The organism is Halomonas campaniensis (genome assembly GCF_014193375.1).
Classification (GTDB): Bacteria; Pseudomonadota; Gammaproteobacteria; order Pseudomonadales; family Halomonadaceae; genus Halomonas; species Halomonas campaniensis.
In genome coordinates, this window is record NZ_JACHZF010000026.1 from 1 (window position 1) to 22,091 (window position 22,091).

The following is a 22,091-nucleotide window of genomic DNA, read 5'->3' on the forward strand; positions in this document are numbered from 1 at the left end:
CGATCCTTGAATGGATGTCTCTTCCATTCTGGCGCATTGCGACGCCGTTAAAGGGGGAGGAGACCATCTCATCATCCCTGGGCGCTACCGATGCCTTCCCTGGCATAGGACCCACTTTCCGGCCTGCCCGCGGCGCTCCTCGCCATGCTGTACTCGCAATCGTCGGAGAGCTACCACTCCTCGCTGGTTTCGCGCAGGGCCGCGATCTCGGCCTTGGCCTCGGCGAGGCACCAGCGCAGTTCGTCGCCCAGCGCCGCCCCGCTGCCCACGGCGATCAGCCCGGCGGCGGCCCCGCTGCGGCGGCGAGCCACGCCGTCGCTCGAGTGCAGCGCCTCGAGCCTGCCGACCAGCCAGGCCAGCCAGCTGTCGGGGCGGGCGGCCAGCTCGCGCAGGCGGTGCAGCTCGGCGATGCCGGCCCCCTCGGTGCCGAGCAGCTCGCGCCAGGCGTGGCGCTCCAGGCGAGCGTGCTCGGTCACCTCGCGCAGCAGCGACTGCAGCGCCAGCTCGGCGAGCGCCAGGGCCCCCTCCTCGGCCGCCATGCGCCGCGCCTCGGCGTGCTCGTCGTCGCCCGGCGGGGTGTCGAGCAGCAGCTCGGCCTGGTAGAGCAGCTGGTTGGTGCGGGATCGCGGAGTCACTTGCGCTTGTCCTCCACCTGCCAGCGGTTACCATCGAAGGTGGCCTTCCAGCCGGTGGCCTTGCCCCCCTCGTCGGTCATCACGAACTGCTCCTTGGCCTTGCGCGAGAAGCGGATCTGGGCCGGGCGGCCGTCCGGGTCCTCCGTGGGCGCGTCGAGCAGGTAGCGGTACTTCTCGGGGAGCTCCTCGGCGTGGGCCTTGAGCTCCTTGACCAGCGGCGGGCGGGTCTCGCGGTTCCTGGGGAACTTGCTCGCCGCTAGGAACAGGCCGCTGGCCCCGTCGCGCAGCACGTAGTGATCCTCGACCTTCTGGCACTCGAGTTCCGGCATGTCGATCGGGTCCATCTTGGGCGGCGCCACCTCGCCATTGCGCAACAGCTTGCGGGTGTTCTTGCACTCGCTGCTGGTGCAGCCGAAATACTTGCCGAAGCGGCCGGACTTGAGCTGCATCTCGCTGCCGCACTTGTCGCACTCGATGGTGGGGCCGTCGTAGCCCTTGATGCGGAACTTGCCCTGCTCCACCTCGTAGCCGTCGCAGTCCGGGCTGTTGCCGCAGATGTGAAGCTTGCGGGTCTCGTCGATCAGGTAGCTGTCCATGGCGGTGCCGCACTTTCCGCAGCGGTGCTTGGCCCGCAGGGCATCGGTCTCGGCCTCCTCGTCGGCGTCGGCGGCCACCGCCTCCTCGCCGGGCAGAAGGTCGATGGTGGTCTTGCAGCGCTCCTTGGGCGGCAGGTTGTAGCCCGAGCAGCCCAGGAAGACCCCGGTGGAGGCGGTGCGGATCTGCATCTTGCGCCCGCAGCTGGGGCAGTCGATGTCGGTGGGCACCGGCTGGTTGGGGCGCATCCCCGCCTCGCTCTCGGCCTCCTGGAGCTCCTTCCTGAACTCGGCATAGAAGGCGTCGAGCAGCGCGCGCCAGTTGCGCTCGCCCTCGGCCACCTCGTCGAGGCTGTCCTCCATGCGCGCCGTGAAGGAGAAGTCCATCAGGTCGGGGAAGGACTCCTTGAGGCGCTCGGTGACGATGTCGCCGAGTTTCTCGGCGTAGAAGCGCCGGTTCTCCAGCTTGACGTAGCCGCGATCCTGGATGGTCGAGATGATCGAGGCGTAGGTGGAGGGCCGACCGATGCCGCGCTTCTCCAGCTCCTTGACCAGGCTCGCCTCGGTGTAGCGGGCCGGCGGCTTGGTGAAGTGCTGCAGCGGGTTCAGGGAGGCCAGGGTCATCGGGGTGCCCTCGGCGAGGTCCGGCAGCGACTGGTCCTCGTTCCTGCCGGCGGGCTTCATCACCCGGGTATAGCCGTCGAACTTGAGCACGCGCCCCTTGGCCTTGAGCTCGTAGCCATCGGCCTCCACGGTCAGGGTGCTGGAGAGGTACTCGGCCGGGGTCATCTGGCAGGCCACGAACTGGCGCCAGATCAGCTCGTAGAGCCGCTCGGCGTCGCGCTCCATGCCGGCCAGGTCGGTGGCGCGGCGGCCCACGTCGGAGGGGCGGATCGCCTCGTGGGCCTCCTGGGCGCCCTCCTTGCTGGAGTAGCGGTTGGGGGCCTCGGGCAGGTAGCGCGGCCCGAACTCCTCGCCGATGAACTCGCGCACGCTCTCCACCGCATCCTTCGACAGGTTGGTGGAGTCGGTACGCATATAGGTGATGTAGCCCGCCTCGTAGAGGCGCTGGGCCAGGGTCATGGTCTTCTTCACCGAGAAGCCCAGCCGGCCACTGGCGGCCTGCTGCAGGGTCGAGGTGATAAAGGGCGCGTTCGGCTTGGAACGCGTCGGTTTATCCTCCCTGGCGGTGATCGCAAGGCTCGCCTTGCGCAGCGCGGCGATGCGCTCCTGGGTCTCGGCTTCCGAGGTGGGGCGAAAGGCCTTGCCGTCCTGGCGCACCAGCTCGAAGCGCACCGGCTCGCCGCCGGCCCCGTCGACCTGCGGGACCAGGTCGGCGTGGACGTCCCAGAATTCCTCGGGCACGAAGGCACGGATCTCGCGCTCGCGCTCGACGATCAGGCGCATGGCCACCGACTGCACCCGCCCGGCCGAGAGGCCCCGGGCGATCTTGGCCCACAGCAGCGGCGAGAGCATGAAGCCCACCACCCGATCCAGGAAGCGCCGCGCCTGCTGTGCCTCGACCCGCGGGATGTTCAGCGTGCCGGGGTCCTGGAAGGCCTCCTGGATGGCGTTCTTGGTGATCTCGTTGAAGACCACGCGCTTGTAGCGGGCATCGTCGCCGCCGATAGTCTCGCGAAGGTGCCAGGCGATGGCCTCCCCCTCGCGGTCGAGGTCGGTGGCGAGATAGACGGTGTCGGCCTTCTGGGCAAGCTTCTGGAGCTCGGCGACCACCTTCTCCTTGCCCGGCAGGATCTCGTAGTGGGCCTCCCAGTCGTGCTCGGGGTCGATCCCCATGCGCCGGATCAGCTGCTCCTGGGCCTTGCGCTTCCGGTACTCGGCCTTCTCGTCCGGCGACATCTTGCGGGTCGCCGCGGCCTGCCGCGCACGCTCCTTGGGATCCGAAGCCGCCTTGCCCGAGCCGCTGGTCGGCAGGTCGCGGATATGACCCACGCTCGACTTCACGATGAAGTCGTTGCCGAGATACTTGTTGATCGTCTTGGCCTTGGCCGGCGACTCGACGATGACCAGTGACTTGCCCATAGTGCTCCACGATATGTGCATGGCGCGCCCCGCGAGGGCGCACCTGACGATGCCTTCCCGCCCATCCGCGGCGGGTGAAAAATGCGCTTACCCTACCCCAGCGCCGTGCATCACGCCAGTCACGCCTCGGCGCGAGGGCCGTGGCGGCCTTCTGACCCTAGACCGCCGAGGGCGCTCTGGGCAAGGCACCCGCCACAACGACATCGCCCCCGCCGCGGCGAGCGGCGGGGGCGAGAATGGCCCGGTGGCAAGGCGCGATCAGCGCTTGCCGCCTCCAGGCTTGCGGCGCGGGGTGGTGGTGCGCCGCCGCGAGGTGGCCGGCTTGGCGGCAGGCGCTGCCTCGGCCTTCGGCACGGGCGAGGCGGCGGGCTTGTCCGACGCTTCTGCCTTGGCCGTCGGCTCGGCCTTGGCCGCAGACTCGTCCGACGCTTCTGCCTTGGCGGCGGGCTCGACCTTCGTCGCTACCGTCGCGGCAGGCGTGTCGGCTGCCACCGGCTCGGCCTTGGCGGCCACCAGCTGCGACTCCATCAGGTCCTCCACGCTGCTGAACGCCAGGCGCTGGGCCTCCGCCTGGCTGCCGACCCAGGCCTCGGCCTCGGCGCGCGACTCGGCCTCGATGAGGGGCGCCTGGTCGATGGCCTGCTCGAACAGCCCCTTGACCCGCGCCATCCGGTCGGCGGAATGCTCGGAGAGCTCCCCGCTGGCCGCCAGCACGTGCTCGATATGTTCGAGGTGCCCGGCGATCTGCTCGGCGGACTGGCCCTTGAGCAGCTCGGGCAGCCCCTCGACGGCCGCCTCGCGGTCCAGCTTGAGAATGAAGAACTGCTCGCGCATCAGGCGCTTGAAGTCGGCCACGGAGAGCTGCGGCTCGAGCTCCGCGTGGGAGGCGCGCAGGCGCTTGAAGTTGCGCTCGTCGGTGGAGGGCGCGCCGCCCAGCACGAAGATCAGCGCACGGATGACGGCCTCGTGGCTGCCCCCCTCGGCAATGTGCTCGCGCAGCTCGGCCTGGCGACGGGCGATGAAGCGGCGGTGCTCCGGCTCGGCGCCGGGGCGACGGCGATGCACATGGGCGTCACCGCCCAGGCCCACCAGCGACTGCAGCAGCGGCTGGCCGTAGAGGTCGAGGAACATCCGCTCGATGGCGCCGTCACGCAGGTCGCGCCAGGCGTTGAGGCTGCCGGTGATCTGGTCGGAGGCGATCGTCTCCAGCACACGGAACAGGTTGTCCTCGTCCACCAGGTGGCGGTCGGCGCGGATCCGCTCGGCCAGCACCGGCACCGCGGTCATCAGCGGATTGCGATCCGAGAGCAGGCGGTAGCCCAGGCGGTTGGGGTGCATGCGGCGCAGCCACTTCGCCGATTCCGGCGTGGCCAGGGCGCGCACCCAGGGCTGCACGAAGAGCCGGTAGAGGCCCAGGTTGATCTCCGAGATGCGGGCCACGGTGGCGAACCGGGTATCGTCTTCCGGGGCGTGCTGGACGTAGTGGTCGAGCTCCTCGATGGTGCGCGGCGAGAACTCCAGCAGGAAGTCCCGCTCGATCAGCTCGGCATCCTCGCGCTCGGCGGCGGTGGAGACGGTGGTCTCGTAGAGCCCCGGCGGCAGCACGTCGATGTAGTCCATGTTGGCGGTGAACTCGGCGTGCTCCTTGCGGGACACGCTGCCCGAGACGAAGATGCCCAGGTGGCCGGTGGAGTCATGCACGCAGTAGACGATGGTCTGCTCGTTGGCAATGATGTCCTCGGTGCCCTCGTAGAGGTCGCGCACCCAGCCCAGCGCCTGGGGCGGCGGCGTGATGTCGTCGCCCTGGGAGCAGAACACCACCACCGGCGAGCGGACGTTGCGCAGGTCGATGCGCCGGCCGTCGGAGGTCACCATCTGGGCCGTGGAGAGACGGTTGCCGACGAACAGGTTGTCGACGATGTACTGGATCTCGTCGCCGCCCAGCACCACGTGGCCGCCCCACCAGCGCTCGAACTCCAGATAGCGGCTGGCCTCGGTGTCCACGTTGGCGTAGAGGCGATACTGCTTGGCCCAGTAGGTGTTGGCCGGGTTCATGTTCTCGAAGTTCTGCACCAGCCAGGCGCCGTCGAAGTGGCCGTCGCCCAGGTCGCTGACCAGCGAGGTCACCCAGCTGCCACCGGTCATGCCGCCGGTGTAGCGCATGGGCGCGCGGCCACGCTCGCCCGCCCAGTAGGAGAGCGGCGCCCCGGCGATCAGGATGGGGCCGAACAGGTCGGGCTCCAGGGACGCCGCCATCATGATCTGCCAACCCGCCTGGCAGTTGCCCACCACCATCGGCTTCTCAGCGTCGCTCTGGGAGTGGCGCTCGTTGACGTGGCGCAGGAAGGTGACCTCGGCCTCGACCACGTCCTCGACGGTCTGGCCATCCACCGGATAGGGGAGAAAGCCGATGAAGTAGCAGGGATGGCCGGCGCGCAGCGCCACGCCGATCTCGCTGTCGGGCTTGAAGCCGCCGATACCCGGGCCGTGGCCGGCACGCGGGTCCACCACCACGAAGGGGCGCATCTGGGGATCGGTCTCCAGCCCCTCGGGGGGCAGGATACGCAGCAGTTCGTAGTTGACCGGCCGCGCAAGGTCGCGACCGTCGATCAGCACCTCGGCATCGAAGCCCAGCACGCTGGGCTTGGTCTTCTCGATATGCTCGAGGTACTGGTTGCCACGAACGCGCATCACGTCCATGTAGAGCACGCTTCGCTCGAAGGCATCCAGCCAGTAGCGACCGGCGGCGCGTCCAAAGCCGAACGGATCCAGGAAGGACAGCGCGGCTGCCGGGGGTGTCGGCATCGGAAGGTTCATCACGAGCTCCTGGCGTTGCGGAATCAGGGGAAAGTGGCTCCAGGCCTGTCGACGAGGAGCTTTGCTGCATTGCAATATAGCGCAGATCCTGCGCTCACGCGAGAAATAGGTCGGTGACGACTGCATGTCAGCGAGGGGCGAGTCCCGTCAGCATCGCCTCCGCCGGCGCCTCGCCCAGCAGCTCCCGCAGGCCGCGTCGCCCCCGGCGAATCGCCTCCTCGGGGCGGCGGCCCCAGGCCAGCAGGCGGGCCTCGCCGGGGGCCTCGAGGGGGCGGTCGAGGCGCAGCCCCGGGCCGCCCGAGAAGCCGGCGCCCGCCTCCGGGAAGAGCCGCCACTGCAGGGCATGGCCGCGAGGGGCCAGGGCCGCCTGGCGATCCCGCAGCCGCTCGCCGGCCGCCAGCCGTAGCTGCTCGACCACCGGGTCCACGCCGGTCAGCGCCTCGTCCAGCGCCTCGCTGCCGTCCAGCCCCGGCTGCATGGCCGCAAAACCGAGCCGATTGCCGCTGACCCGGAAGTCGAGGGAGACCAGGCCGACGAGCCCGAGGCCGGCCAGCCCCTGCAGCGCAAGCTGCCCCAGGTAGGCGCGCTGTTCCGGGGTCAGCCAGGCCACCGGCGCCCGAACGAGCCCGGGATGGACCCGGTCCCGCGCCGGCAGGAAACGCAGGCCCCCCAGGCGGTCGGCCAGCACCGGCACTCGTACCCGCGGCCCGGTCGCACCCTCCTCGGCCAGCGGCACCCCGGCCTCGCGCATCAGCAGGCGGATCGCCTCGCCGTCGTGCATCGCCTCGATCAACGCCGGCCTGGGGCCCACGAAGGCGAGCCCGGCCCGCCCGCAGGCACGGGCCAGCGCGAGCTGGGACCCGGCACCGTTCTCCCCCGGATGCAGCGCCCGGCAGCCCGCCGCCAGGGCCTGCTCCACCACGGCCTCGGCCGGCGCCGGCGGGGCAACCAGGCAGGCCAGGCCCAGCTCCTCGCAGGCCTGGCGCACCCGCAGCCCCGCCTGCCCGGTGGCCACCAGCGCCACCCCGGGGGCGGGCTCGGTGTCTTCTGGCGTCGGCAGGCGAAGGGGCGACGGGCACATGGTCGATCCGGGTCGAGAGGCACAAGCGCCAAGGATATCCGATAATCTCGCCGGACGGAGCCGGTGTCGCGCCGTGGCCGCCGCACGGCCTGCGGTGCTAGCATGACAGCAAGACAGGCAAGAGGCCCCACGGCGCCGCCCCGACCATGACCACGCCCAAGCTGCTCAACAGGCTGACCTTCCGCCAGCTTCAGGTCTTCCAGGCCGTCTACGACCGGCAGTCCTACTCCCGGGCGGCGGAGCGCCTGGGCCTGACCCAGCCGGCGGTCAGTGCCCAGATCCGCCAGCTCGAGCAGGCGCTGGGCCAGCCGCTGTTCAAGTATGCCGGCAAGACCCTGCACGTGCTGCCGGCCGCCGATGCCCTGGCCGCCTCGGCACGGGCGATCTTCGGCCAGGTCTCGCGCCTGCAGATGACCCTCTCCGACATGTCGGGCACCATCAGCGGGGAGCTCAACCTGGCCGCGGTCTCCACCGCCCAGTACGTGGTCCCCCACCTGCTGGCGCGCTTCCGCGCCCACTATCCCAACGTGCGGGTGCGGCTGCGCGTCTGCAACCGCAGCCAGGCCCTGGAACGCCTGGCCGATCAGCGCGACGACCTGGTGATCATGGCGCGGGTCCCCGAGGACCGCGGCCTGGTGTTCATGCCGATCCTCGACAACGAGATGGTGCCGGTGGTGTGGCCCGGCCACCCGCTGCTCTCCGCCCCGTCCGCGACCCTGGAGGACTTCGCCCGCCACTATGTGCTGATGCGCGAGCCCGGCTCCGGCGTGCGCAGCGCCTTCGAGGAGGTGGCGGCCGACCAGGATGTGCACCTGGCCCACTGCATCGAGCTGGGCACCAACGAGGCGGTCAAGCAGGGCGTCATGGCCCAGCTGGGGGTGGCGGTGCTGCCGCGCCTGGCGGTCCGCCTGGAGATCGAGGCCGGCCTGCTCGAGACGCTCGCGCTGCCGGGCTTCCCGCTGCGCCACTCCTGGTGCACCGTCTACCCCCGGGAGCGCCTCCCCACCCCGGTCACCAAGCTCTTCCTGCGCTTCGTGCGCCAGCACCTGGCGGACTTCCACGACCACTTCAACGCCCCGCCTCGCCCCATGCCCAACCACGGCGTGATCTGCCTGCCGATCGGTTCCTGACCGGCATCATGGCGAGGCCGGGTGGCGGTGCCACGCGCCGCCGGGTGTCTGTCCCCGCCCGGCGCGGCTGTGGTAGATTAGCCGCCTGCAACCCACGTAACAGTCTGCGCGCCATGCGGGGCTCACCCGGGCAACGCCCCCGGTCGGCATCGTCTCGCCACCCATGGCCCTCGCAGCCGCCGAGCGGAGGGGTTCCCACCCTATGAGCGACAACACCTCGAAACCGATCCCCAGCGGAGAGAAGTTCCGCACCGAGCAGGGCTTCGCCGCCATCAAGGACGGCATGAAACAGCGCCGCCAGGAGGGCGATGGCCCCGACCTGGGGCGCAAGCCGAAGTGGCTGCGCGCCCAGATTCCCGGCGGCGAGCGTTTCGAGGCCGTCAAGCGCAACGTCAGCGCCCATCGCCTGAGCACCGTCTGCGCCGAGTCCCACTGCCCCAACATGGGCGAGTGCTGGAGCAACGGCACGGCCACCATCATGCTGATGGGCTCGGTCTGCACCCGCGCCTGCCGCTTCTGCGCCGTGGACACCGGCAACCCGAAGGGGTGGCTGGACGCCGAGGAGCCGGCCAATACCGCGAGGTCGGTGGAGCTGATGGGCCTGCGCTACGTGGTACTGACCTCGGTGGACCGCGACGACCTCGACGACGGCGGCGCCGGCCACTACGCGGCCTGCATCCGCGCCATCAAGGCCAACACCCCCGAGGTGGTGGTCGAGGCGCTGACCCCGGACTTCGACGGCGTGCCTGCCGCCATCGAGGCAGTGGTGGACTCGGGCCTGGAGGTCTTCGCCCAGAACGTGGAGACCGTGGAGCGCCTCACCCGCCGGGTGCGCGACCCCCGCGCCGGCTACCGCAAGACCCTGGACGTGCTGGCCCACGCCAAGCGGCACAAGCCGGAGGTGCTGACCAAGACCAGCCTGATGCTGGGCCTGGGGGAGACCGAGGAGGAGATACTGGCCACCTTCCACGACCTGCGCGAGATCGGCGTGGATATCGTCACCCTGGGCCAGTACCTGCGCCCGACCCGCAACCACCTGCCGGTGGAGCGCTACGTCACCCCCGAGGAGTTCGAGCGCTTTCGCCGCATCGGCCTGGAGAAGGGCTTCATGGAGGTGGCCTCGGGCCCGCTGGTGCGCTCCAGCTACCGCGCCGACCGGGTCTTCGAGAAGAACAACCTGGGCCTGGCCGCCCCGGCCGAGGTCCCCGGCCAGCAGCCCGATCCCGACCGCATCGACGCGGTCAACGTCGGCTAAAGCTTCAGGAGCAGTATCCAACCGAGGTACCGAGCTACAAGGGGTTTGCTTGTAGCTTGTGCCTTGACGCTTGTCCCAGGGTCCTGCCCAGCTCGAGCGCCAGGCACGCCGCCAGGCGCTCCCCCACCGCCGCCACATCCGGACAGTCGTCCACCAGGTCCGCCAGGCGCGTCATCGCCATGCCGGCGTAGCCGCAGGGGTTGATGCGCTGGAACGGCGAGAGGTCGCCGTCGACGTTGAGGGCCACCCCGTGGAAGCTGCCGCCGCGGCGGATGCGCAGCCCCAGCGAGGCGATCTTGGCCTCCCCCACGTAGACGCCCGGCGCATCGGGGCGCGCCCGGGCCTCGACCCCGTGCTCCGCCAGCAGGTCGATCACCGCATTCTCCAGGGCGCTGACCAGCTCGCGCACGCCGAGCCCCGCCCGGCGCACGTCGATCAGCGGATAGAGCACCACCTGGCCGGGGCCGTGGTAGGTCACCTGGCCGCCGCGGTCGGTCGCCACCACGGGGATGTCGCCGGGCATCAGCAGGTGCTCGGGCTTGCCGGCGCGCCCCTGGGTGAACACCGGGTCGTGCTCGACCAGCCAGAACTGGTCCGGGGTCCCGGCATCGCGGGCGTCGGTGAGATCGCGCATCGCCTGCCACACCGGCTCGTAGGGGCGACGGCCCAGCCGATGCAGCTCGACGGGGGGCAGGACAGGAGCGGCCGCCATCACACCACCATGTGCACGCGGCCGGTGGCCTTGAGCTCGACGAACAGCGCCTGCAGCTGAGCCTCGCCGGTGGCGCGGATGGTCAGGCGCACCGACTGGAAGCGCCCGTTGCGGCTCGGCACCACCTCGATCACGGTGGGGTCGAACTCGGGATCGTGGCGGGAGACGATCTGGCAGACGCTGGCGGCGAAATCCTCGGCGGCATCGCCCACCACCTTGAGGGGGTAGCGGCAGGGGAAGGTGATCTTCGGCGGCTTGCCGCCCGCCGGGCGGCCGGGGGCGCGCAGATCACGCAGTGACTTGTCGTTCATGGAGCCTTCCGGCGAGTCGTGAATATCCCGCCATTTTACGCAAGCCGGCGGCCAGCGGCCAGTTGGCAAGGATCAAGGGGGCCAGGACGCCCTGTTCCTTGCCCCCTGGTGACGGGCCGATGGACTAGCCGAACCAGCCGCCGATCAGGTTGCTGAAGAAGCGCCGCACCTGGTCGATGAGCCGCTTGACCAGGCCGCCCTCCTCGACGGTCTCCAGGGCCACCAGCGGCTGCTCGCCGACCACCTCCTCGCCGAGGCGCACCTCCAGGGTGCCGACGCGCTCGCCGGCCTGGATCGGGGCGGCCAGGTCGGCGCGGATATCGAGGCGCGCGGTGAGCTCCTCGTTGCGGGCCCGGGGCACGGTCATCACCACGTCGCGGTCGACGCCGACGCGCAGCTCATTGCTGTCGCCCCCCCAGATCCGCGGGGTGTTGAGCACCGAGCCGCGGTCGTAGAGCTTCAGGGTCTCGAAGTAGCGAAAGCCGAAGCTGAGCAGCTTCTGGGTCTCCTGGGCCCGGGCCTCCTCGGAGCTGGTGCCCATGACCACCGAGATCAGGCGCATGTCGTCGCGCTTGGCGGAGGCCACCAGGCCATAGCCCGCCTCGGTGGTCCACCCCGTCTTGAGGCCATCGACGGTGGGGTCGCGCCACAGCAGGCGGTTGCGGTTGGGCTGGCGGATATCGTTGTAGGTGAAGTACTTCTCCGCGTAGATGGCGTAGTGCTCGGGGTAGTCGTTGATGATGTACTGGGAGAGCAGCGCCATGTCGCGGGCCGAGGAGTAGTGATTCTCCCCGGGCAGGCCGGTGGCGTTCTGGAAGTTGGTGTTGTGCAGCCCCAGCCGGGTGGCGTGCTGGTTCATCAGATCGGCGAAGGGGGCCTCGCCGCCCGAGAGGTGCTCGGCCACCGCGACGCTGGCATCGTTGCCCGAGGCGATGATGATCCCGTACAGCAGGTCGCGGATGGCCACCTGGGTATCCACCTCGATGAACATCTTGGAGCCGCCGGTGCGCCAGGCGTTCTCGCTGACCCGCACCATGTCGTCCAGGGCGATATTGCCGCGGTCGAGCTCGCGCTCCACCAGGTAGGCGGTCATCAGCTTGGTGAGGCTCGCCGGGGGCAGGCGCTCGTCGGCATTGTGCTCGACCAGTACCCGGCCGCTGTCGGCATCCATCAGGATCCAGGAGCTGGCGGCCAGCTGGGGCGGCGACGGGATCATGGTCTGGGGCTGTGGCTGCTGGGGCACCGGAACGCCCTGGGCCAGCGCCAGGGGCACCACCAGCAGCAGGCCCAGCAGCACCGCCCGGAAACGACGTGGGGAAAACAGCTCTCTCATGGGGACGGATCTCATCGGGGATTGCGGTAAGGGGTCGGGCGCCCTCACGGGGCGCCGTTGACGATAAAGGCCTGGTCGAAGCCGGCGCGACGCAGCTCGTCGCGCACGGGATCCACCTGGCCGGCATGGGCCAGCGGGCCCACCTGGACACGATGCATGCCGGTGGCCGCCTCCACCCGCACCGGGTGGGAGAGCTCGGCCTGCAGGCGCGACTTCAGGGCCTGGGCGCTCTCGGCGGAGCCCAGGGCGGCGATCTGCAGGTAGATGGGGCGGCCATCCGCGGGGCGGCCATCCGCGGGGCGGCCATCCGTGGGGCTGCCGTCAGCCGGGCGGCCCTCTGCGGGTCTGCCGCCAGAGGCGGCAGCCCCGTTGGCGGACGGTGCGGCCTGCGCCACAGGAGCGGCCTGCGGCGCAGGGGCAGAGACCACCTGGCTGGCCGCCTGGCGGGCAGGCGGCGCGACCGCGGCGGCGGTGCCGTTGCTGCGCGCCCCGCCGTTCTCGGCCAGCCACCGCTCCACGTCGATCGCCTCCACCTTCACGCGCCCGGTGCCCCGGTCGAGGATGTCCAGACGCGCCGCGGCGGCGTAGGAGAGGTCGATTTCGCGGTCGTTGTGGAAGGGGCCGCGATCGTTGACCCGCACGATCACCGAGTTGCCGCTGTCCAGGCTGGTCACCCGGGCATAGGTCGGCAGCGGCAGCGACCGGTGGGCGGCGGACATCTTGTACATGTCATAGATCTCGCCGTTGGAGGTCGCGTAGCCGTGGAACTTCTCGCCGTACCAGGAGGCGGTGCCCTGGCGGGCATAGCCGCGGGCATCGGGCAGTACCTGGTAGGTCTTGCCCCACACCTCGTAGGTGGGCCGGTTGCCGCCCCGGGAGGGCGCCTCGAGGCGCGGCACCGCATCCGGCACCCGGCTGACATCCGGCGGTTCCATGGGGTAGGCGTCGCCGGTCATGGCGTAGCGCCCTCCGCCGCCAGCGGGCGTGGCGGCCGGCGCGGCACCGCTATCCCGCGGGCCGGAAGGGGCACTGCCTCCCCCACCGGCGCAGCCGGCCAGCAGGGCCACCACCATCAGCATCGGCAAGGGGTTCATGGGGCCTCCTCGGCAACGCGGCTCACCGCCTCGAGCCAGTGGGCGTCCAGCGCCCGGGCGTCGGCGATCGCCTCGGCAAGCTCGATCACCGCCATGGCATACAGGTGGCTGTGATTGTAACGGGTGATCACGTAGAAATTGTGCTCGCCCAGCACGTAGCGCCAGTTCTGCTCCCCGTCCTCCAGCGACACCGGCAGCAGGCGATGCTCCTCTGCCAGCCCCTCGGGAACCTCGAGGCCCGCGTCGGCGAGCGCGGCCGCCGGCACGGCGGGCGGGCGGGCGGCCCGGTTGAAGTCGATGTCGGCCGGCGGCGGGGCGGGGCCCTCGGCCTCGTGGTAGAGGGGCTCGCCGGCGCGCCAGCCGTGCTCGGCGAAGTAGTTGCCCACGCTGCCGATGGCATCCACCGGGTTGGTCCAGAGGTCGCGGATGCCGTCGTCGTCGAAGTCGACCGCATAGGCGCGGTAGCTGGTGGGGATGAACTGGGGGTAGCCCATGGCGCCGGCATAGGAGCCCTGCAGCTCGCCGGGCTCGACCCCCTGCTCGTGGGTGATCTCCAGGAAGGCGCCCAGCTCGCCGCGGAAGAAGTCGCCCCGCGTCGGGTGGTGGAAGGCCAGGGTCGCCAGGGAGTCGAGCACCCGATGGCGACCGGTGAAGCGGCCATAGCTGGTCTCGACGCCGATGATGGCGGCGATCACCTCGGGGGGCACCCCGTACTCGGCCTCGGCGCGACGGAAGGCGTCGCGGTGCGCCTCGATGAAGGTCACTCCGCGATGGATGCGTTCAGGCTGCAGGAAGATCCGGCGGTATTCGTCCCAGCGCAGGCGGCGCTCGGCGGCGCCGGCCATGGCATCCAGCACGCCCTGCTGGAAGGCGGCCTCGCCCATCACCCGCTCCAGCCAGTCGCGCTCGATGCCCTTCTCGGCCAGCTCGCCGACCAGGGCGCGGGTGGCGTCGTGCCGGCGGGGGTCGAAGTCCGCTGCGGCGGCCGTTGCTGCGGCGGCCGTGGCCGCCAGCAGCGACAGGCCGGTGCCGACGGCCCAGGCCAGCGCGCTCGATCCATGAAAACGGGACACCGTCATGCTGTTGCCTCTCCCTGGAAGTGCCAACTGCCGGCGCTAGCGCGGCAGCAGCCGGCGATGGGCGTGGATGGCCATGAGAATACCGAAACCGGCCATCAAGGTCACGCTGGAGGTCCCCCCGTAGCTGACCAGCGGGAGCGGCACGCCGACCACCGGCAGGATGCCGCTGACCATGCCCACGTTGACGAACACGTAGATGAAGAAGGTCAGGATGATGCTGCCGGCCACCAGGCGCCCGAAGGTGTCCTGGGCGCCGGCGGCGAGCCACAGGCCGCGGGTGATGATCAGCAGGTAGAGCAGCAGCACCGCCAGCATGCCGACCAGCCCGAACTCCTCGCCCAGCACCGCCACGATGAAGTCGGTGTGGCGTTCCGGCAGGAACTCCAGCTGGGACTGGGTGCCCTGCAGCCAGCCCTTGCCGAATACCCCGCCGCTGCCGATGGCGGTGGTCGACTGGATGATGTTCCAGCCCGAGCCCAGCGGGTCACTGTTGGGGTCGAGGAAGGTCAGCACCCGCTGGCGCTGGTAGTTGTGCAGGTTCATCCACAGCAGCGGCAGCGCCGCGGCAGCCAGCACCCCCAGCCCCAGGATGAAGCGCCAGGAGAGCCCCGCCAGCAGCACCACGAAGACCGCGGCCGACCCCACCAGCAGCGAGGTGCCCAGGTCCGGTTGCCTGGCGATCAGCGCCACCGGCACGCCGATGATCAGCGCGCAGACCGCCAGGTCCCGCAGCCGCGGCGGCAGTTCGCGACGGCTCAGGTAGGCGGCCACCATCAGCGGCATGGCCAGCTTCATCAGCTCGGAGGGCTGGAAGCGGATCACCCCGGGGATCACCAGCCAGCGCTGGGCCCCCATGCCCATGTCCCCCACCAGCTCCACCGCCACCAGCATCAGCACCCCGGCCAGGTAGACCGGCAGCGCCCAGCGCAGCAGAGTGGTGGGCGATAGCTGGGCGATCAGGAACATCACGACCAGCGCCACCCCGAAGCGCAGGGCCTGGGCGGTCACCGCGGCCGGTCGCTGCCCGCTGGCGCTGTAGAGCACCGCCAGGCCCGCGACCATCAGCACCAGCAGCATGGCCAGCAGCCAGGGGTCCAGGTGCAGGCGCTCCCACAGGCTGCGGCGGCGGGCGATGCCGCTGGCCGGCGGGCGAACCGGATGGGCGCGCAGCACCCGCGAGAGATCGATCATCGCCATGGGTCAGTTCCCCGCCACGCTGCCGTCGTCATTCTCGAGCACCTCGCGAAGCTCCTCGATATCCGGCTCCTCGTCCTCGAGCAGCCAGGCATCGGTCATGGCCCGGGCCAGGTGGGCGGCATGGGTGCTGCCGCCGCCGGCGTTCTCGACGATCACCGAGACGGCGATCTGCGGCTCCTCCAGCGGCGCGAAGGCCATGAACAGGGCGTGGTCGCGCAGCCGTTCGGCCAGCTCCTCGGCGTTGTACTTCTGGTCCTGGCCCAGCGAGAAGACCTGGGCGGTGCCCGACTTGCCCCCCATGCGGTACTCCAGGCCGACCCCGGTGCGCCGCGCCGTGCCCTCGCTGCCGGTCAGCACCTTCTCCATGCCGGCGTAGATGCGGTCCCACCAGGCGTCGTTGCTCAGGGTGATGTCCTCCGGGGTCTCGGGCAGGTCGAGGGGGACCGGCTCATCGCCGATGCGGCTCGCCAGGCGCGGCTTGACCCACTCCCCGCGGTTGGCCAGTACCGCCGTGGCGGTGGCCAGCTGCAGCGGCGTGACCTGCCAGTAGCCCTGGCCGATGCCTACCGAGAGGGTCTCGCCGGGATACCAGGGCTGGTTGAAGCGCCCGCGCTTCCAGTCCCGGGAGGGCATCAGCGCGGTGCTCTCGCCGAACACGTCGTGCCCCACCCGCTGACCGAAGCCGAAGGCGTCCATGTTCTCGTGGAGCCGGTCGATACCCAGGTCGTGGGCCAGGGAGTAGTAGTAGGTGTTGTTGGAGACGGCGATGGAGCGCTCCATGTCGACCCGGCCATGCCCCCAGCGCAGCCAGTTGCGGTAGCGGCGGGAGTCGTTGGGCAGCTGGTAGTAGCCCGGATCGAAGACGGTCTTGTCCGGGGTGATCACCCCCTCGGCCAGCCCCGCCAGGGCCAGGAAGGGCTTGATGGTGGAGCCTGGCGGGTAGTGGCCGCGGATCGCCCGGTTGTAGAGCGGCAGGTCGAGGTCCTCCTGCAGCGCGCGGTAGGAGGCGACGTCGATGCCGGTGACGAACTGGTTGCTGTCGAACCCCGGGGCCGAGACCATGGCGAGGATCTCGCCGGTGGCCGGCACGATGGCGACGATGGAGCCGCGGCGACCGTCGAGCAGCTCGTAGGCCAGGGTCTGGAGCTGCTTGTCGAGGGTCAGGGTCAGGTTCTGGCCGGGCACCGGGTCGGTGCGCCCCAGCTCGCGCAGCACCCGGCCGCGGGCATTGGTCTCGACCTTGCGCAGCCCCGCCTGGCCATGCAGGGCATCCTCGTAGTAGCGCTCCACCCCGGTCTTGCCGATGAAGTGGGTTCCGGCGTAGCGGCCGGCATCCAGGGTCTGCAGTTCCTCGGCGTTGATGCGCCCCACGTAGCCCAGGGCATGGGCCATCACCTCGGCATCGGGATAGTAGCGCAGCAGCTGGGCCTCCACCTCGACCCCGGGGAGCAGGTGGCGGTTGACCGCCAGCCGGGCGATCTGCGCCTCGTCCAGGTCGCTCATCAGCAGTGCCGGCTGGAAGGGGCGCTGGCGCTGGCGGGAGCGCACCCGGAAGGCCTCGGCCTCCTCGTCGGGCAGCTCGAGCAGCTCCACCAGCAGCGCCAGGGTGGCGTCCAGGTCGTCGACCCGCTCGCGCACCAGGGTCAGGTTGTAGGTGGGCCGGTTCTCGGCCAGCAGCACGCCGTTGCGGTCGTAGATCAGGCCGCGGGTCGGCGGCAGCGGCTCGACCCGCACGCGGTTCTTCTCGGAGCGGGTGCTGTAGACCTCATGCTGGACCACCTGCAGATAGGCCAGCCGGCCCATCAGCAGCCCGGTGAGGGCGAAGACGAGCACCACGGCCAGCAGCGCGCGCATGCGGAAGATGCGCAGCTCCTGTTCGGGGCTCTTCAGGTTTTGGCGGGTCTTGCGCATGGGACTCGGCACCAGGCGGCTGGCTCATCAGCGGTGATAGGGGTGGCCGACCATCAGCGTCCAGGCGCGATAGAGCTGTTCGGCCAGCAGGATGCGCACCAGCGGGTGGGGCAGGGTCAGCGGCGAGAGCGACCAGCGCTGGTCGGCGGCGGCGGAGAGCCCCGGCTCGAGGCCATCGGGGCCGCCCACCAGCAGCGCCACGTCCCGGCCTTCCAGGCGCCAGGCCTCGGCCTGCTCGGCGAGCTGCTCGGTGCTCCAGGCCTTGCCGCCCACCTCAAGCGCCACCACCTGCTCGTCGCCGCGCAGGCGGGCCCGTATCCGCTCGGCCTCCAGGGCCATGGCCCGCGGGATATCGGCATTCTTGCCACGCTGGCCCGGGGCGATCTCCTCCACCTCCAGGGCGAAGTCCCGGGGGAGCCGCTTGCGGTACTCCTCGACCCCCTGGGTCACCCAGGCCGGCATGCGGGTCCCCACCGCCAGCAGGCGGACTCTCATGCCCCGCGGACCTCGCCCCCGTCGCGCCGGGCGGCGCGGTCGGCATCGCTGGGCAGGTCGGCCCACAGGCGCTCCAGGTCGTAGAGCTGGCGGGTCTCGGGCAGCATCACATGCACCACGACATCCCCCAGGTCCACCAGCACCCAGTCGGCGCCGTTCTCGCCCTCGACGCCCAGCGGCTGCAGGCCGGCCTGCTTGGCCTTCTCGACCACGCTGGCCGCCAGGGCCGCCACGTGGCGGGTGGAGGTACCGCTGGCGACCACCATCAGGTCGGTCACGCTGGTCAGCGTCGAGACATCCAGCTGGGCGATGTCCTTGGCCTTGAGATCCTCCAGGGCGTCCACCACCAGAGTCTTGAGTGCGTCAATATGCATAGGGTCTTCTGTCTGAATGTCGTTGAACCGCCATTGTAACGCCTTGACCGCCGGCTGGCAGCGCTCGTTCCCGGCCTTTCTGCCATCGCCACTCGGCTCGGGCTGTCCCGAAGGGGAGCAGGGCCATGATCAGTCTCGATAGAGCCCGTGGTCGAGCAGGTGGCGCTCCACGGCCTCGGGCAGCAGGTAGCGCACGCTGCGGCCCTCGGCCAGGCGGCGGCGCACCTCGGTGGCGGAGATCGCCATGCGCGAGGGCAGGCTGAGGCGCAGCAGCCCGCCGGCGGGGCTCGCCATGAGCGTGTCGGCATCGCCGACCTCGCGCCCGGCGATCAGGGCGTCCAGTTCGGCGGGCAGCGGCGCCTCGAAGTCGGGGCGGTCGACCACCACCAGGTGGGCCAGGGCAAACAGCCGCTCGGGGTCGCGCCACTCCGCCAGGCGCAGGAAGGCATCGTGGCCCAGCGCCATCACCAGGCGCGCCTCGGCCCCGAACTCCTCCCGCAGCGAGGCAAGGGTGTCGGCGCTCCAGGAGGGGCCCTCGCGGTGCAGCTCACGGGGGTCCGCCACCAGGCCCGGCGTATCGCCGATGCCCAGGCGCAACAGGGTCAGGCGGGTCTCCGGGGAGACCCGCGGCTCGCCGCGCAGCGGCGGCACGCTGGCGGGGATCATGTGCACGCGATCCAGTGCCAGGGCCTCGCGGAGCTCCACGGCGCTGCGCAGGTGGCCGAGATGCACCGGGTCGAAGGTCCCGCCGAGCATGGCGATGCGCGGCGCGGCGGGCGGATCCTCGACCCGGGCCGGCAGGCCCGGGGCGTGCGGGGTCACTGGCGGACCTGGCCGTCGCCGAGCACCACGTACTTGCGGGTGGTCAGCCCCTCGAGGCCCACCGGCCCGCGGGCGTGGAGCTTGTCGGTGGAGATGCCGATCTCGGCGCCCAGGCCGTACTCGAAGCCGTCGGCGAAGCGGGTGGAGGCGTTGACCATCACCGAGCTGGAGTCCACCTCGGCCAGGAAGCGCCGCGCCAGGCCATAGCTCTCGGTGACGATGGCATCGGTATGGTGGGAGCCGTGGCGCTCGATATGCGCGATGGCCGCGTCCATGCCGTCGACCACGCGGATCGCCAGCACCGGCGCGAGGTACTCGGCGTCCCAGTCCTCCTCGGTGGCCACGGCACACCCGGGCAGGATCGCCCGGGTACGCTCGCAGCCGCGCAGCTCCACGCCGTGCTCGCCATAGGCGGCGGCCAGCCGCGGCAGCAGGGCCTCGGCCACCGGGGCGTCGATCAGCAGGGTCTCCATGGTGTTGCAGGTGCCGTAGCGGTGGGTCTTGGCATTGACCGCGATGGCCAGGGCCTTGTCGAGGTCCGCGGTGGCGTCCACGTAGACATGGCAGACCCCGTCGAGGTGCTTGATCACCGGCACCCGGGCCTCCCGGGCGATGCGCTCGATCAGGGACTTGCCGCCGCGGGGGATGATCACGTCGACATACTCGGGCATGGCGATCAGCCGGCCGACCGCGGCCCGGTCGGTGGTGGCCACCACCTGCACCGCGGCCTCGGGCAGGCCCGCATCGGCGAGGCCGGCGCGGATGCAGGCGGCGATGGCGGCGTTGGACTCTCGCGCCTCGGAGCCGCCGCGCAGGATCGCCGCATTGCCGGACTTGAGGCAGAGGCTGGCCGCCTCCAGGGTCACGTTGGGCCGTGACTCGTAGATGATGCCGATCACCCCGAGCGGCACCCGCATCTGCCCCACCTGGATGCCGCTGGGCCGCGCGCGCAGCCCGTCGATCTCGCCCACCGGGTCCGGCAGCGAGGCCACCTGGGAGAGCCCCTCGACCATGGCGTCGAGGCGCGCCTCGTTGAGCGCCAGGCGGTCGAGCAGTGCGGCGTCCAGCCCGCTCTCGCGGCCGCGGGCCAGGTCACGCTCGTTGGCGGCCAGCACCTCGGCGCGGGCCGCCTGGAGCCGCTCGGCCATGGCCAGCAGGGCGGCGTTCTTGGCCGCGGTCGGGGCGCGACGCATCGCCGTCGCGGCGGCGCGGGCGGCCTGCCCCAGCCGGGTCATGTAGGCCTCGATGTCGCGGGTGTCGACAGCGCCGACGGCCTCGGCGCCGGTTCGGGTGACTTGAGCTGTCATGCCGAAGGGTGTCTCCTGTGGGCGTGGCCGCCGACGGCGGCCAGGGCGTTATACTGGGTGGGGTCGGGACCAGCGGATGTCGGGAAGGGAGTCATAGTAAGCCATCATGCAGAGCAAGTACAAAGTCGGCCTGCTGCGCCTCAACCTGATGGTCGCGGCCCTGCTGCCGGCCCTGATGGCCCCCGCCTCGTCCACCCTGACCGAGGCCCTGCTGCTGTGGCTGGCGGCCGGCTGGCTGGGCATCAGCGCGGCGCTGGTGGAGTTCAGCCACCGCCGGCCGGCGCTGGTGCCCTGGCAGCTGCTGCCGAGCGTGCTGCTGGCCGCCCTGCTGTGGAGCGCGCCGGAGCGCCACCCGCTGTGGCTGTGGGCCTGGGCCGCGCTGATCATGCTGCCCCAGCCGGCCTGGATGGCGGCGCTCAACGCCCTGCTGGCCGGCCTGACCTGGAGCTGGCTGGCCCGGACGATGCCGCTGGAGCACGCGGTGGTCTCGGGGCTGCTGCTGGCGGCCATGATGCTGCTCGGGCTGTCCCGCGCCCGCGACCTGCAGCCGCTGCGCGGCCTGGCCCGGCGGCGCCTGCACCTGATCCCCGGGCTGCGGCTGTGGCCCCGGGCCCAGCTGGCCCGCGACCTCACCCGCGAGCGGGCCCGGGCCCAGCGCGACGGCGTGCACTGCGAGCTGCTGCTGCTGCGCACCTCGCGCCAGGACCTCTGGCCCCGGGCCCAGCGCCTCTGCGAACTGACGCGCAGCTTCGAGCACTGCTATCGCCTCGACGGCCGCACCCTCGGCGCACTGCTGCTCAGCCGTGACCCCGCCCAGGCCGTCCAGCGGCGGCGGGCGCTGCTCGACGGGCTGGGGCCCTGCGACCGCCTGCGCGCCGTTCCGCTCGGCCGGATCGCCTCCCTGGGCGAGGAGTGCCGCGCCCTGCAGCGCCAGCCCGAACCGATGACCGTGGTGCACGAGGTGGACCATGGATGAGTTCCGCCACGCCCGGCTCCATGCCCTGATCTATCTCATGGGCGCCCTGCTGCTGCTCGGCCTGGCGCTGTGGAGCTACCTGATGGGCGACTTCGCCCGTATCCTGCTGCCGGCCCTGCTGGCCCCGCTGATGGTCACCGCCGCCCTGATGCGCCTGGGCCAGCCGGAGACCGCCCGGCTGTCGGCCTACCTGGTGCTGATCGGCGGCTACCTGATGATCGCCGTGGAGCTGCCGCAGCAGCCGGACCAGGCGGCGCTCTGGCTGGGGCTGCCGCCGCTGCTGACCCTGCTGCTGCTGCCGCTGGGGCCGGCGATGCTGCTCAACGTCACCCTCACCCCGATCTGGCTGCTGCTGGGCGACAGCCAGCTCGGCCTCGACCTGGTACTGGCCTACCTCGCCCTGGTCGTGGTGGCGGGCCTGGCTCCCTGGGAGATCCTCCATCAGCGGGCCCTGCTGCAGGCCACCGACCCCGTCGACGCCGAGTGCTCGGCCCTCAAGCGCGCCCCGCTGGAGGCCCGGCTGCTGAGCGAGTGCGAGCGCGCCGAGCTGCTGGGCCAGCGGCTGGCGGTGCTGGTGATCCACCTGCCCCAGCTGGAGATGGCCGGCGAGCAGTTCGGGCCGCGCGCCCGCCAGGCCCTGCTCGCCGCCCTGTGTCGCATCGTGGAACAGCACAGCCGAGACCACGACCTGCTCGGCCGTCAGGGCGAGGCCGACTTCTGGCTGGTGCTGCCCGACACCAGCGACAACGGTGCCCTGCTGGTCCGCCAGCGCATCGAGGAGGCCCTGCACCGCACGGTCCTGCTGGATACCGGCGTGGTGGAGACGCGCATGATGATCAGCCACCTGCGGCCCGGGGAGACGCCCGACCACTTCCTCCAGCGGCTGCAGGCCCGCACCCAGCGCCTCGGCGACGCCTGAGACCCGA

The 22,091-nt window shown here is 71.1% G+C and carries 19 protein-coding genes; 4 read left to right on the top strand and 15 right to left on the bottom strand.

The genetic code is table 11. From position 1 onward, the window contains the following. Window positions 1–170: 170 nt before the first annotated feature. From BDK63_RS15335 to BDK63_RS15350, 4 genes are all read right to left on the bottom strand, one after another. Complete coding sequence (locus BDK63_RS15335; protein WP_183333508.1) at window positions 171–635, bottom strand: DUF6586 family protein; 465 nt, start codon at window positions 633–635, stop codon at window positions 171–173. Continuing rightward, window positions 632–3,271, bottom strand: a complete 2,640-nt coding sequence (gene topA / locus BDK63_RS15340) for a type I DNA topoisomerase (protein WP_183333509.1) — start codon at window positions 3,269–3,271, stop codon at window positions 632–634. Before topA ends, BDK63_RS15335 begins: the two co-directional genes overlap by 4 nt. Before the next feature lie 258 nt (window positions 3,272–3,529). Continuing rightward, entirely contained in the window at window positions 3,530–6,088 is a 2,559-nt protein-coding gene (locus BDK63_RS15345) for a DUF3141 domain-containing protein (RefSeq protein ID WP_183333511.1), read from the bottom strand. Window positions 6,089–6,215: 127 nt separating this feature from the next. Continuing rightward, window positions 6,216–7,169, bottom strand: coding sequence for an ATP-binding protein (locus BDK63_RS15350; RefSeq protein ID WP_183333513.1), 954 nt, complete (start codon window positions 7,167–7,169; stop codon window positions 6,216–6,218). Window positions 7,170–7,315: 146 nt separating this feature from the next. Between BDK63_RS15350 and BDK63_RS15355 the strand changes: the two genes are divergently transcribed. Then, window positions 7,316–8,299, top strand: a complete 984-nt coding sequence (locus BDK63_RS15355; RefSeq protein ID WP_183333515.1) for a LysR family transcriptional regulator — start codon at window positions 7,316–7,318, stop codon at window positions 8,297–8,299. A 202-nt stretch (window positions 8,300–8,501) separates the two neighbouring features. Continuing rightward, window positions 8,502–9,554, top strand: a complete 1,053-nt coding sequence (gene lipA / locus BDK63_RS15360) for a lipoyl synthase (protein ID WP_183333517.1) — start codon at window positions 8,502–8,504, stop codon at window positions 9,552–9,554. A gap of 34 nt (window positions 9,555–9,588) precedes the next feature. Here the strand turns inward: lipA and lipB are convergent, their stop codons facing one another. The 11 genes from lipB to BDK63_RS15415 all read right to left on the bottom strand — a co-directional run bounded on the left by lipB (window position 9,589) and on the right by BDK63_RS15415 (window position 20,189). Then, the gene (gene lipB, locus BDK63_RS15365) at window positions 9,589–10,266 is read right to left on the bottom strand and encodes a lipoyl(octanoyl) transferase LipB (protein ID WP_183333519.1); all 678 of its coding nucleotides are present in this window, start codon (window positions 10,264–10,266) and stop codon (window positions 9,589–9,591) included. Next, the gene (locus tag BDK63_RS15370; protein WP_183333521.1) at window positions 10,266–10,577 is read right to left on the bottom strand and encodes an HP0495 family protein; all 312 of its coding nucleotides are present in this window, start codon (window positions 10,575–10,577) and stop codon (window positions 10,266–10,268) included. The genes lipB and BDK63_RS15370 overlap by 1 nt, the downstream gene beginning before the upstream one ends. Window positions 10,578–10,701: 124 nt before the next feature. Further along, the gene (locus BDK63_RS15375; RefSeq protein WP_183333524.1) at window positions 10,702–11,910 is read right to left on the bottom strand and encodes a D-alanyl-D-alanine carboxypeptidase family protein; all 1,209 of its coding nucleotides are present in this window, start codon (window positions 11,908–11,910) and stop codon (window positions 10,702–10,704) included. 44 nt (window positions 11,911–11,954) lie between these two features. Beyond that, window positions 11,955–13,004 carry a septal ring lytic transglycosylase RlpA family protein gene (locus tag BDK63_RS15380; protein WP_183333526.1) on the bottom strand — a complete coding sequence of 350 codons (1,050 nt, stop codon included), beginning with the start codon at window positions 13,002–13,004 and terminating at the stop codon, window positions 11,955–11,957. Then, complete coding sequence (gene mltB, locus BDK63_RS15385; RefSeq protein ID WP_183333528.1) at window positions 13,001–14,083, bottom strand: lytic murein transglycosylase B; 1,083 nt, start codon at window positions 14,081–14,083, stop codon at window positions 13,001–13,003. Before mltB ends, BDK63_RS15380 begins: the two co-directional genes overlap by 4 nt. Window positions 14,084–14,119: 36 nt before the next feature. Next, complete coding sequence (gene rodA, locus BDK63_RS15390) at window positions 14,120–15,280, bottom strand: rod shape-determining protein RodA (protein WP_183333530.1); 1,161 nt, start codon at window positions 15,278–15,280, stop codon at window positions 14,120–14,122. A gap of 3 nt (window positions 15,281–15,283) precedes the next feature. Next, entirely contained in the window at window positions 15,284–17,191 is a 1,908-nt protein-coding gene (gene mrdA, locus BDK63_RS15395) for a penicillin-binding protein 2 (protein WP_183333532.1), read from the bottom strand. 27 nt (window positions 17,192–17,218) lie between these two features. Beyond that, window positions 17,219–17,686, bottom strand: a complete 468-nt coding sequence (gene rlmH / locus BDK63_RS15400) for a 23S rRNA (pseudouridine(1915)-N(3))-methyltransferase RlmH (RefSeq protein ID WP_183333534.1) — start codon at window positions 17,684–17,686, stop codon at window positions 17,219–17,221. Then, window positions 17,683–18,060, bottom strand: a complete 378-nt coding sequence (rsfS, locus tag BDK63_RS15405; protein WP_183333536.1) for a ribosome silencing factor — start codon at window positions 18,058–18,060, stop codon at window positions 17,683–17,685. The genes rlmH and rsfS overlap by 4 nt, the downstream gene beginning before the upstream one ends. A gap of 129 nt (window positions 18,061–18,189) precedes the next feature. After that, window positions 18,190–18,816 carry a nicotinate-nucleotide adenylyltransferase gene (nadD, locus tag BDK63_RS15410; RefSeq protein WP_183333597.1) on the bottom strand — a complete coding sequence of 209 codons (627 nt, stop codon included), beginning with the start codon at window positions 18,814–18,816 and terminating at the stop codon, window positions 18,190–18,192. 62 nt (window positions 18,817–18,878) lie between these two features. Next, window positions 18,879–20,189 carry a glutamate-5-semialdehyde dehydrogenase gene (locus BDK63_RS15415; RefSeq protein WP_183333538.1) on the bottom strand — a complete coding sequence of 437 codons (1,311 nt, stop codon included), beginning with the start codon at window positions 20,187–20,189 and terminating at the stop codon, window positions 18,879–18,881. Window positions 20,190–20,295: 106 nt separating this feature from the next. On the opposite strand from BDK63_RS15415, the gene BDK63_RS15420 reads away from it, so the two are divergent. Further along, window positions 20,296–21,165 (top strand): hypothetical protein, encoded by an 870-nt coding sequence (locus BDK63_RS15420; protein WP_183333541.1) that lies wholly within the window; start codon window positions 20,296–20,298, stop codon window positions 21,163–21,165. Beyond that, window positions 21,158–22,084, top strand: coding sequence for a GGDEF domain-containing protein (locus tag BDK63_RS15425; protein WP_183333543.1), 927 nt, complete (start codon window positions 21,158–21,160; stop codon window positions 22,082–22,084). The genes BDK63_RS15420 and BDK63_RS15425 overlap by 8 nt, the downstream gene beginning before the upstream one ends. The last annotated feature ends 7 nt before the right edge of the window (window positions 22,085–22,091 follow it).

What these genes read in the sequence shown, in the direction of transcription:
- topA (WP_183333509.1), bottom strand. Translation starts at nt 3,271, where the DNA reads ATGGGCAAGTCACTGGTCATCGTCGAGTCGCCGGCCAAGGCCAAGACG.
- BDK63_RS15415 (WP_183333538.1), bottom strand. Translation starts at nt 20,189, where the DNA reads ATGACAGCTCAAGTCACCCGAACCGGCGCCGAGGCCGTCGGCGCTGTC.
- BDK63_RS15420 (WP_183333541.1), top strand. Translation starts at nt 20,296, where the DNA reads ATGCAGAGCAAGTACAAAGTCGGCCTGCTGCGCCTCAACCTGATGGTC.
- BDK63_RS15380 (WP_183333526.1), bottom strand. Translation starts at nt 13,004, where the DNA reads ATGAACCCCTTGCCGATGCTGATGGTGGTGGCCCTGCTGGCCGGCTGC.
- rlmH (WP_183333534.1), bottom strand. Translation starts at nt 17,686, where the DNA reads ATGAGAGTCCGCCTGCTGGCGGTGGGGACCCGCATGCCGGCCTGGGTG.
- BDK63_RS15345 (WP_183333511.1), bottom strand. Translation starts at nt 6,088, where the DNA reads ATGAACCTTCCGATGCCGACACCCCCGGCAGCCGCGCTGTCCTTCCTG.
- BDK63_RS15355 (WP_183333515.1), top strand. Translation starts at nt 7,316, where the DNA reads ATGACCACGCCCAAGCTGCTCAACAGGCTGACCTTCCGCCAGCTTCAG.
- rsfS (WP_183333536.1), bottom strand. Translation starts at nt 18,060, where the DNA reads ATGCATATTGACGCACTCAAGACTCTGGTGGTGGACGCCCTGGAGGAT.
- mltB (WP_183333528.1), bottom strand. Translation starts at nt 14,083, where the DNA reads ATGACGGTGTCCCGTTTTCATGGATCGAGCGCGCTGGCCTGGGCCGTC.
- rodA (WP_183333530.1), bottom strand. Translation starts at nt 15,280, where the DNA reads ATGGCGATGATCGATCTCTCGCGGGTGCTGCGCGCCCATCCGGTTCGC.
- lipB (WP_183333519.1), bottom strand. Translation starts at nt 10,266, where the DNA reads ATGGCGGCCGCTCCTGTCCTGCCCCCCGTCGAGCTGCATCGGCTGGGC.
- BDK63_RS15370 (WP_183333521.1), bottom strand. Translation starts at nt 10,577, where the DNA reads ATGAACGACAAGTCACTGCGTGATCTGCGCGCCCCCGGCCGCCCGGCG.
- BDK63_RS15425 (WP_183333543.1), top strand. Translation starts at nt 21,158, where the DNA reads ATGGATGAGTTCCGCCACGCCCGGCTCCATGCCCTGATCTATCTCATG.
- lipA (WP_183333517.1), top strand. Translation starts at nt 8,502, where the DNA reads ATGAGCGACAACACCTCGAAACCGATCCCCAGCGGAGAGAAGTTCCGC.
- nadD (WP_183333597.1), bottom strand. Translation starts at nt 18,816, where the DNA reads ATGCTCGGCGGGACCTTCGACCCGGTGCATCTCGGCCACCTGCGCAGC.
- mrdA (WP_183333532.1), bottom strand. Translation starts at nt 17,191, where the DNA reads ATGCGCAAGACCCGCCAAAACCTGAAGAGCCCCGAACAGGAGCTGCGC.
- BDK63_RS15375 (WP_183333524.1), bottom strand. Translation starts at nt 11,910, where the DNA reads ATGAGAGAGCTGTTTTCCCCACGTCGTTTCCGGGCGGTGCTGCTGGGC.
- BDK63_RS15350 (WP_183333513.1), bottom strand. Translation starts at nt 7,169, where the DNA reads ATGTGCCCGTCGCCCCTTCGCCTGCCGACGCCAGAAGACACCGAGCCC.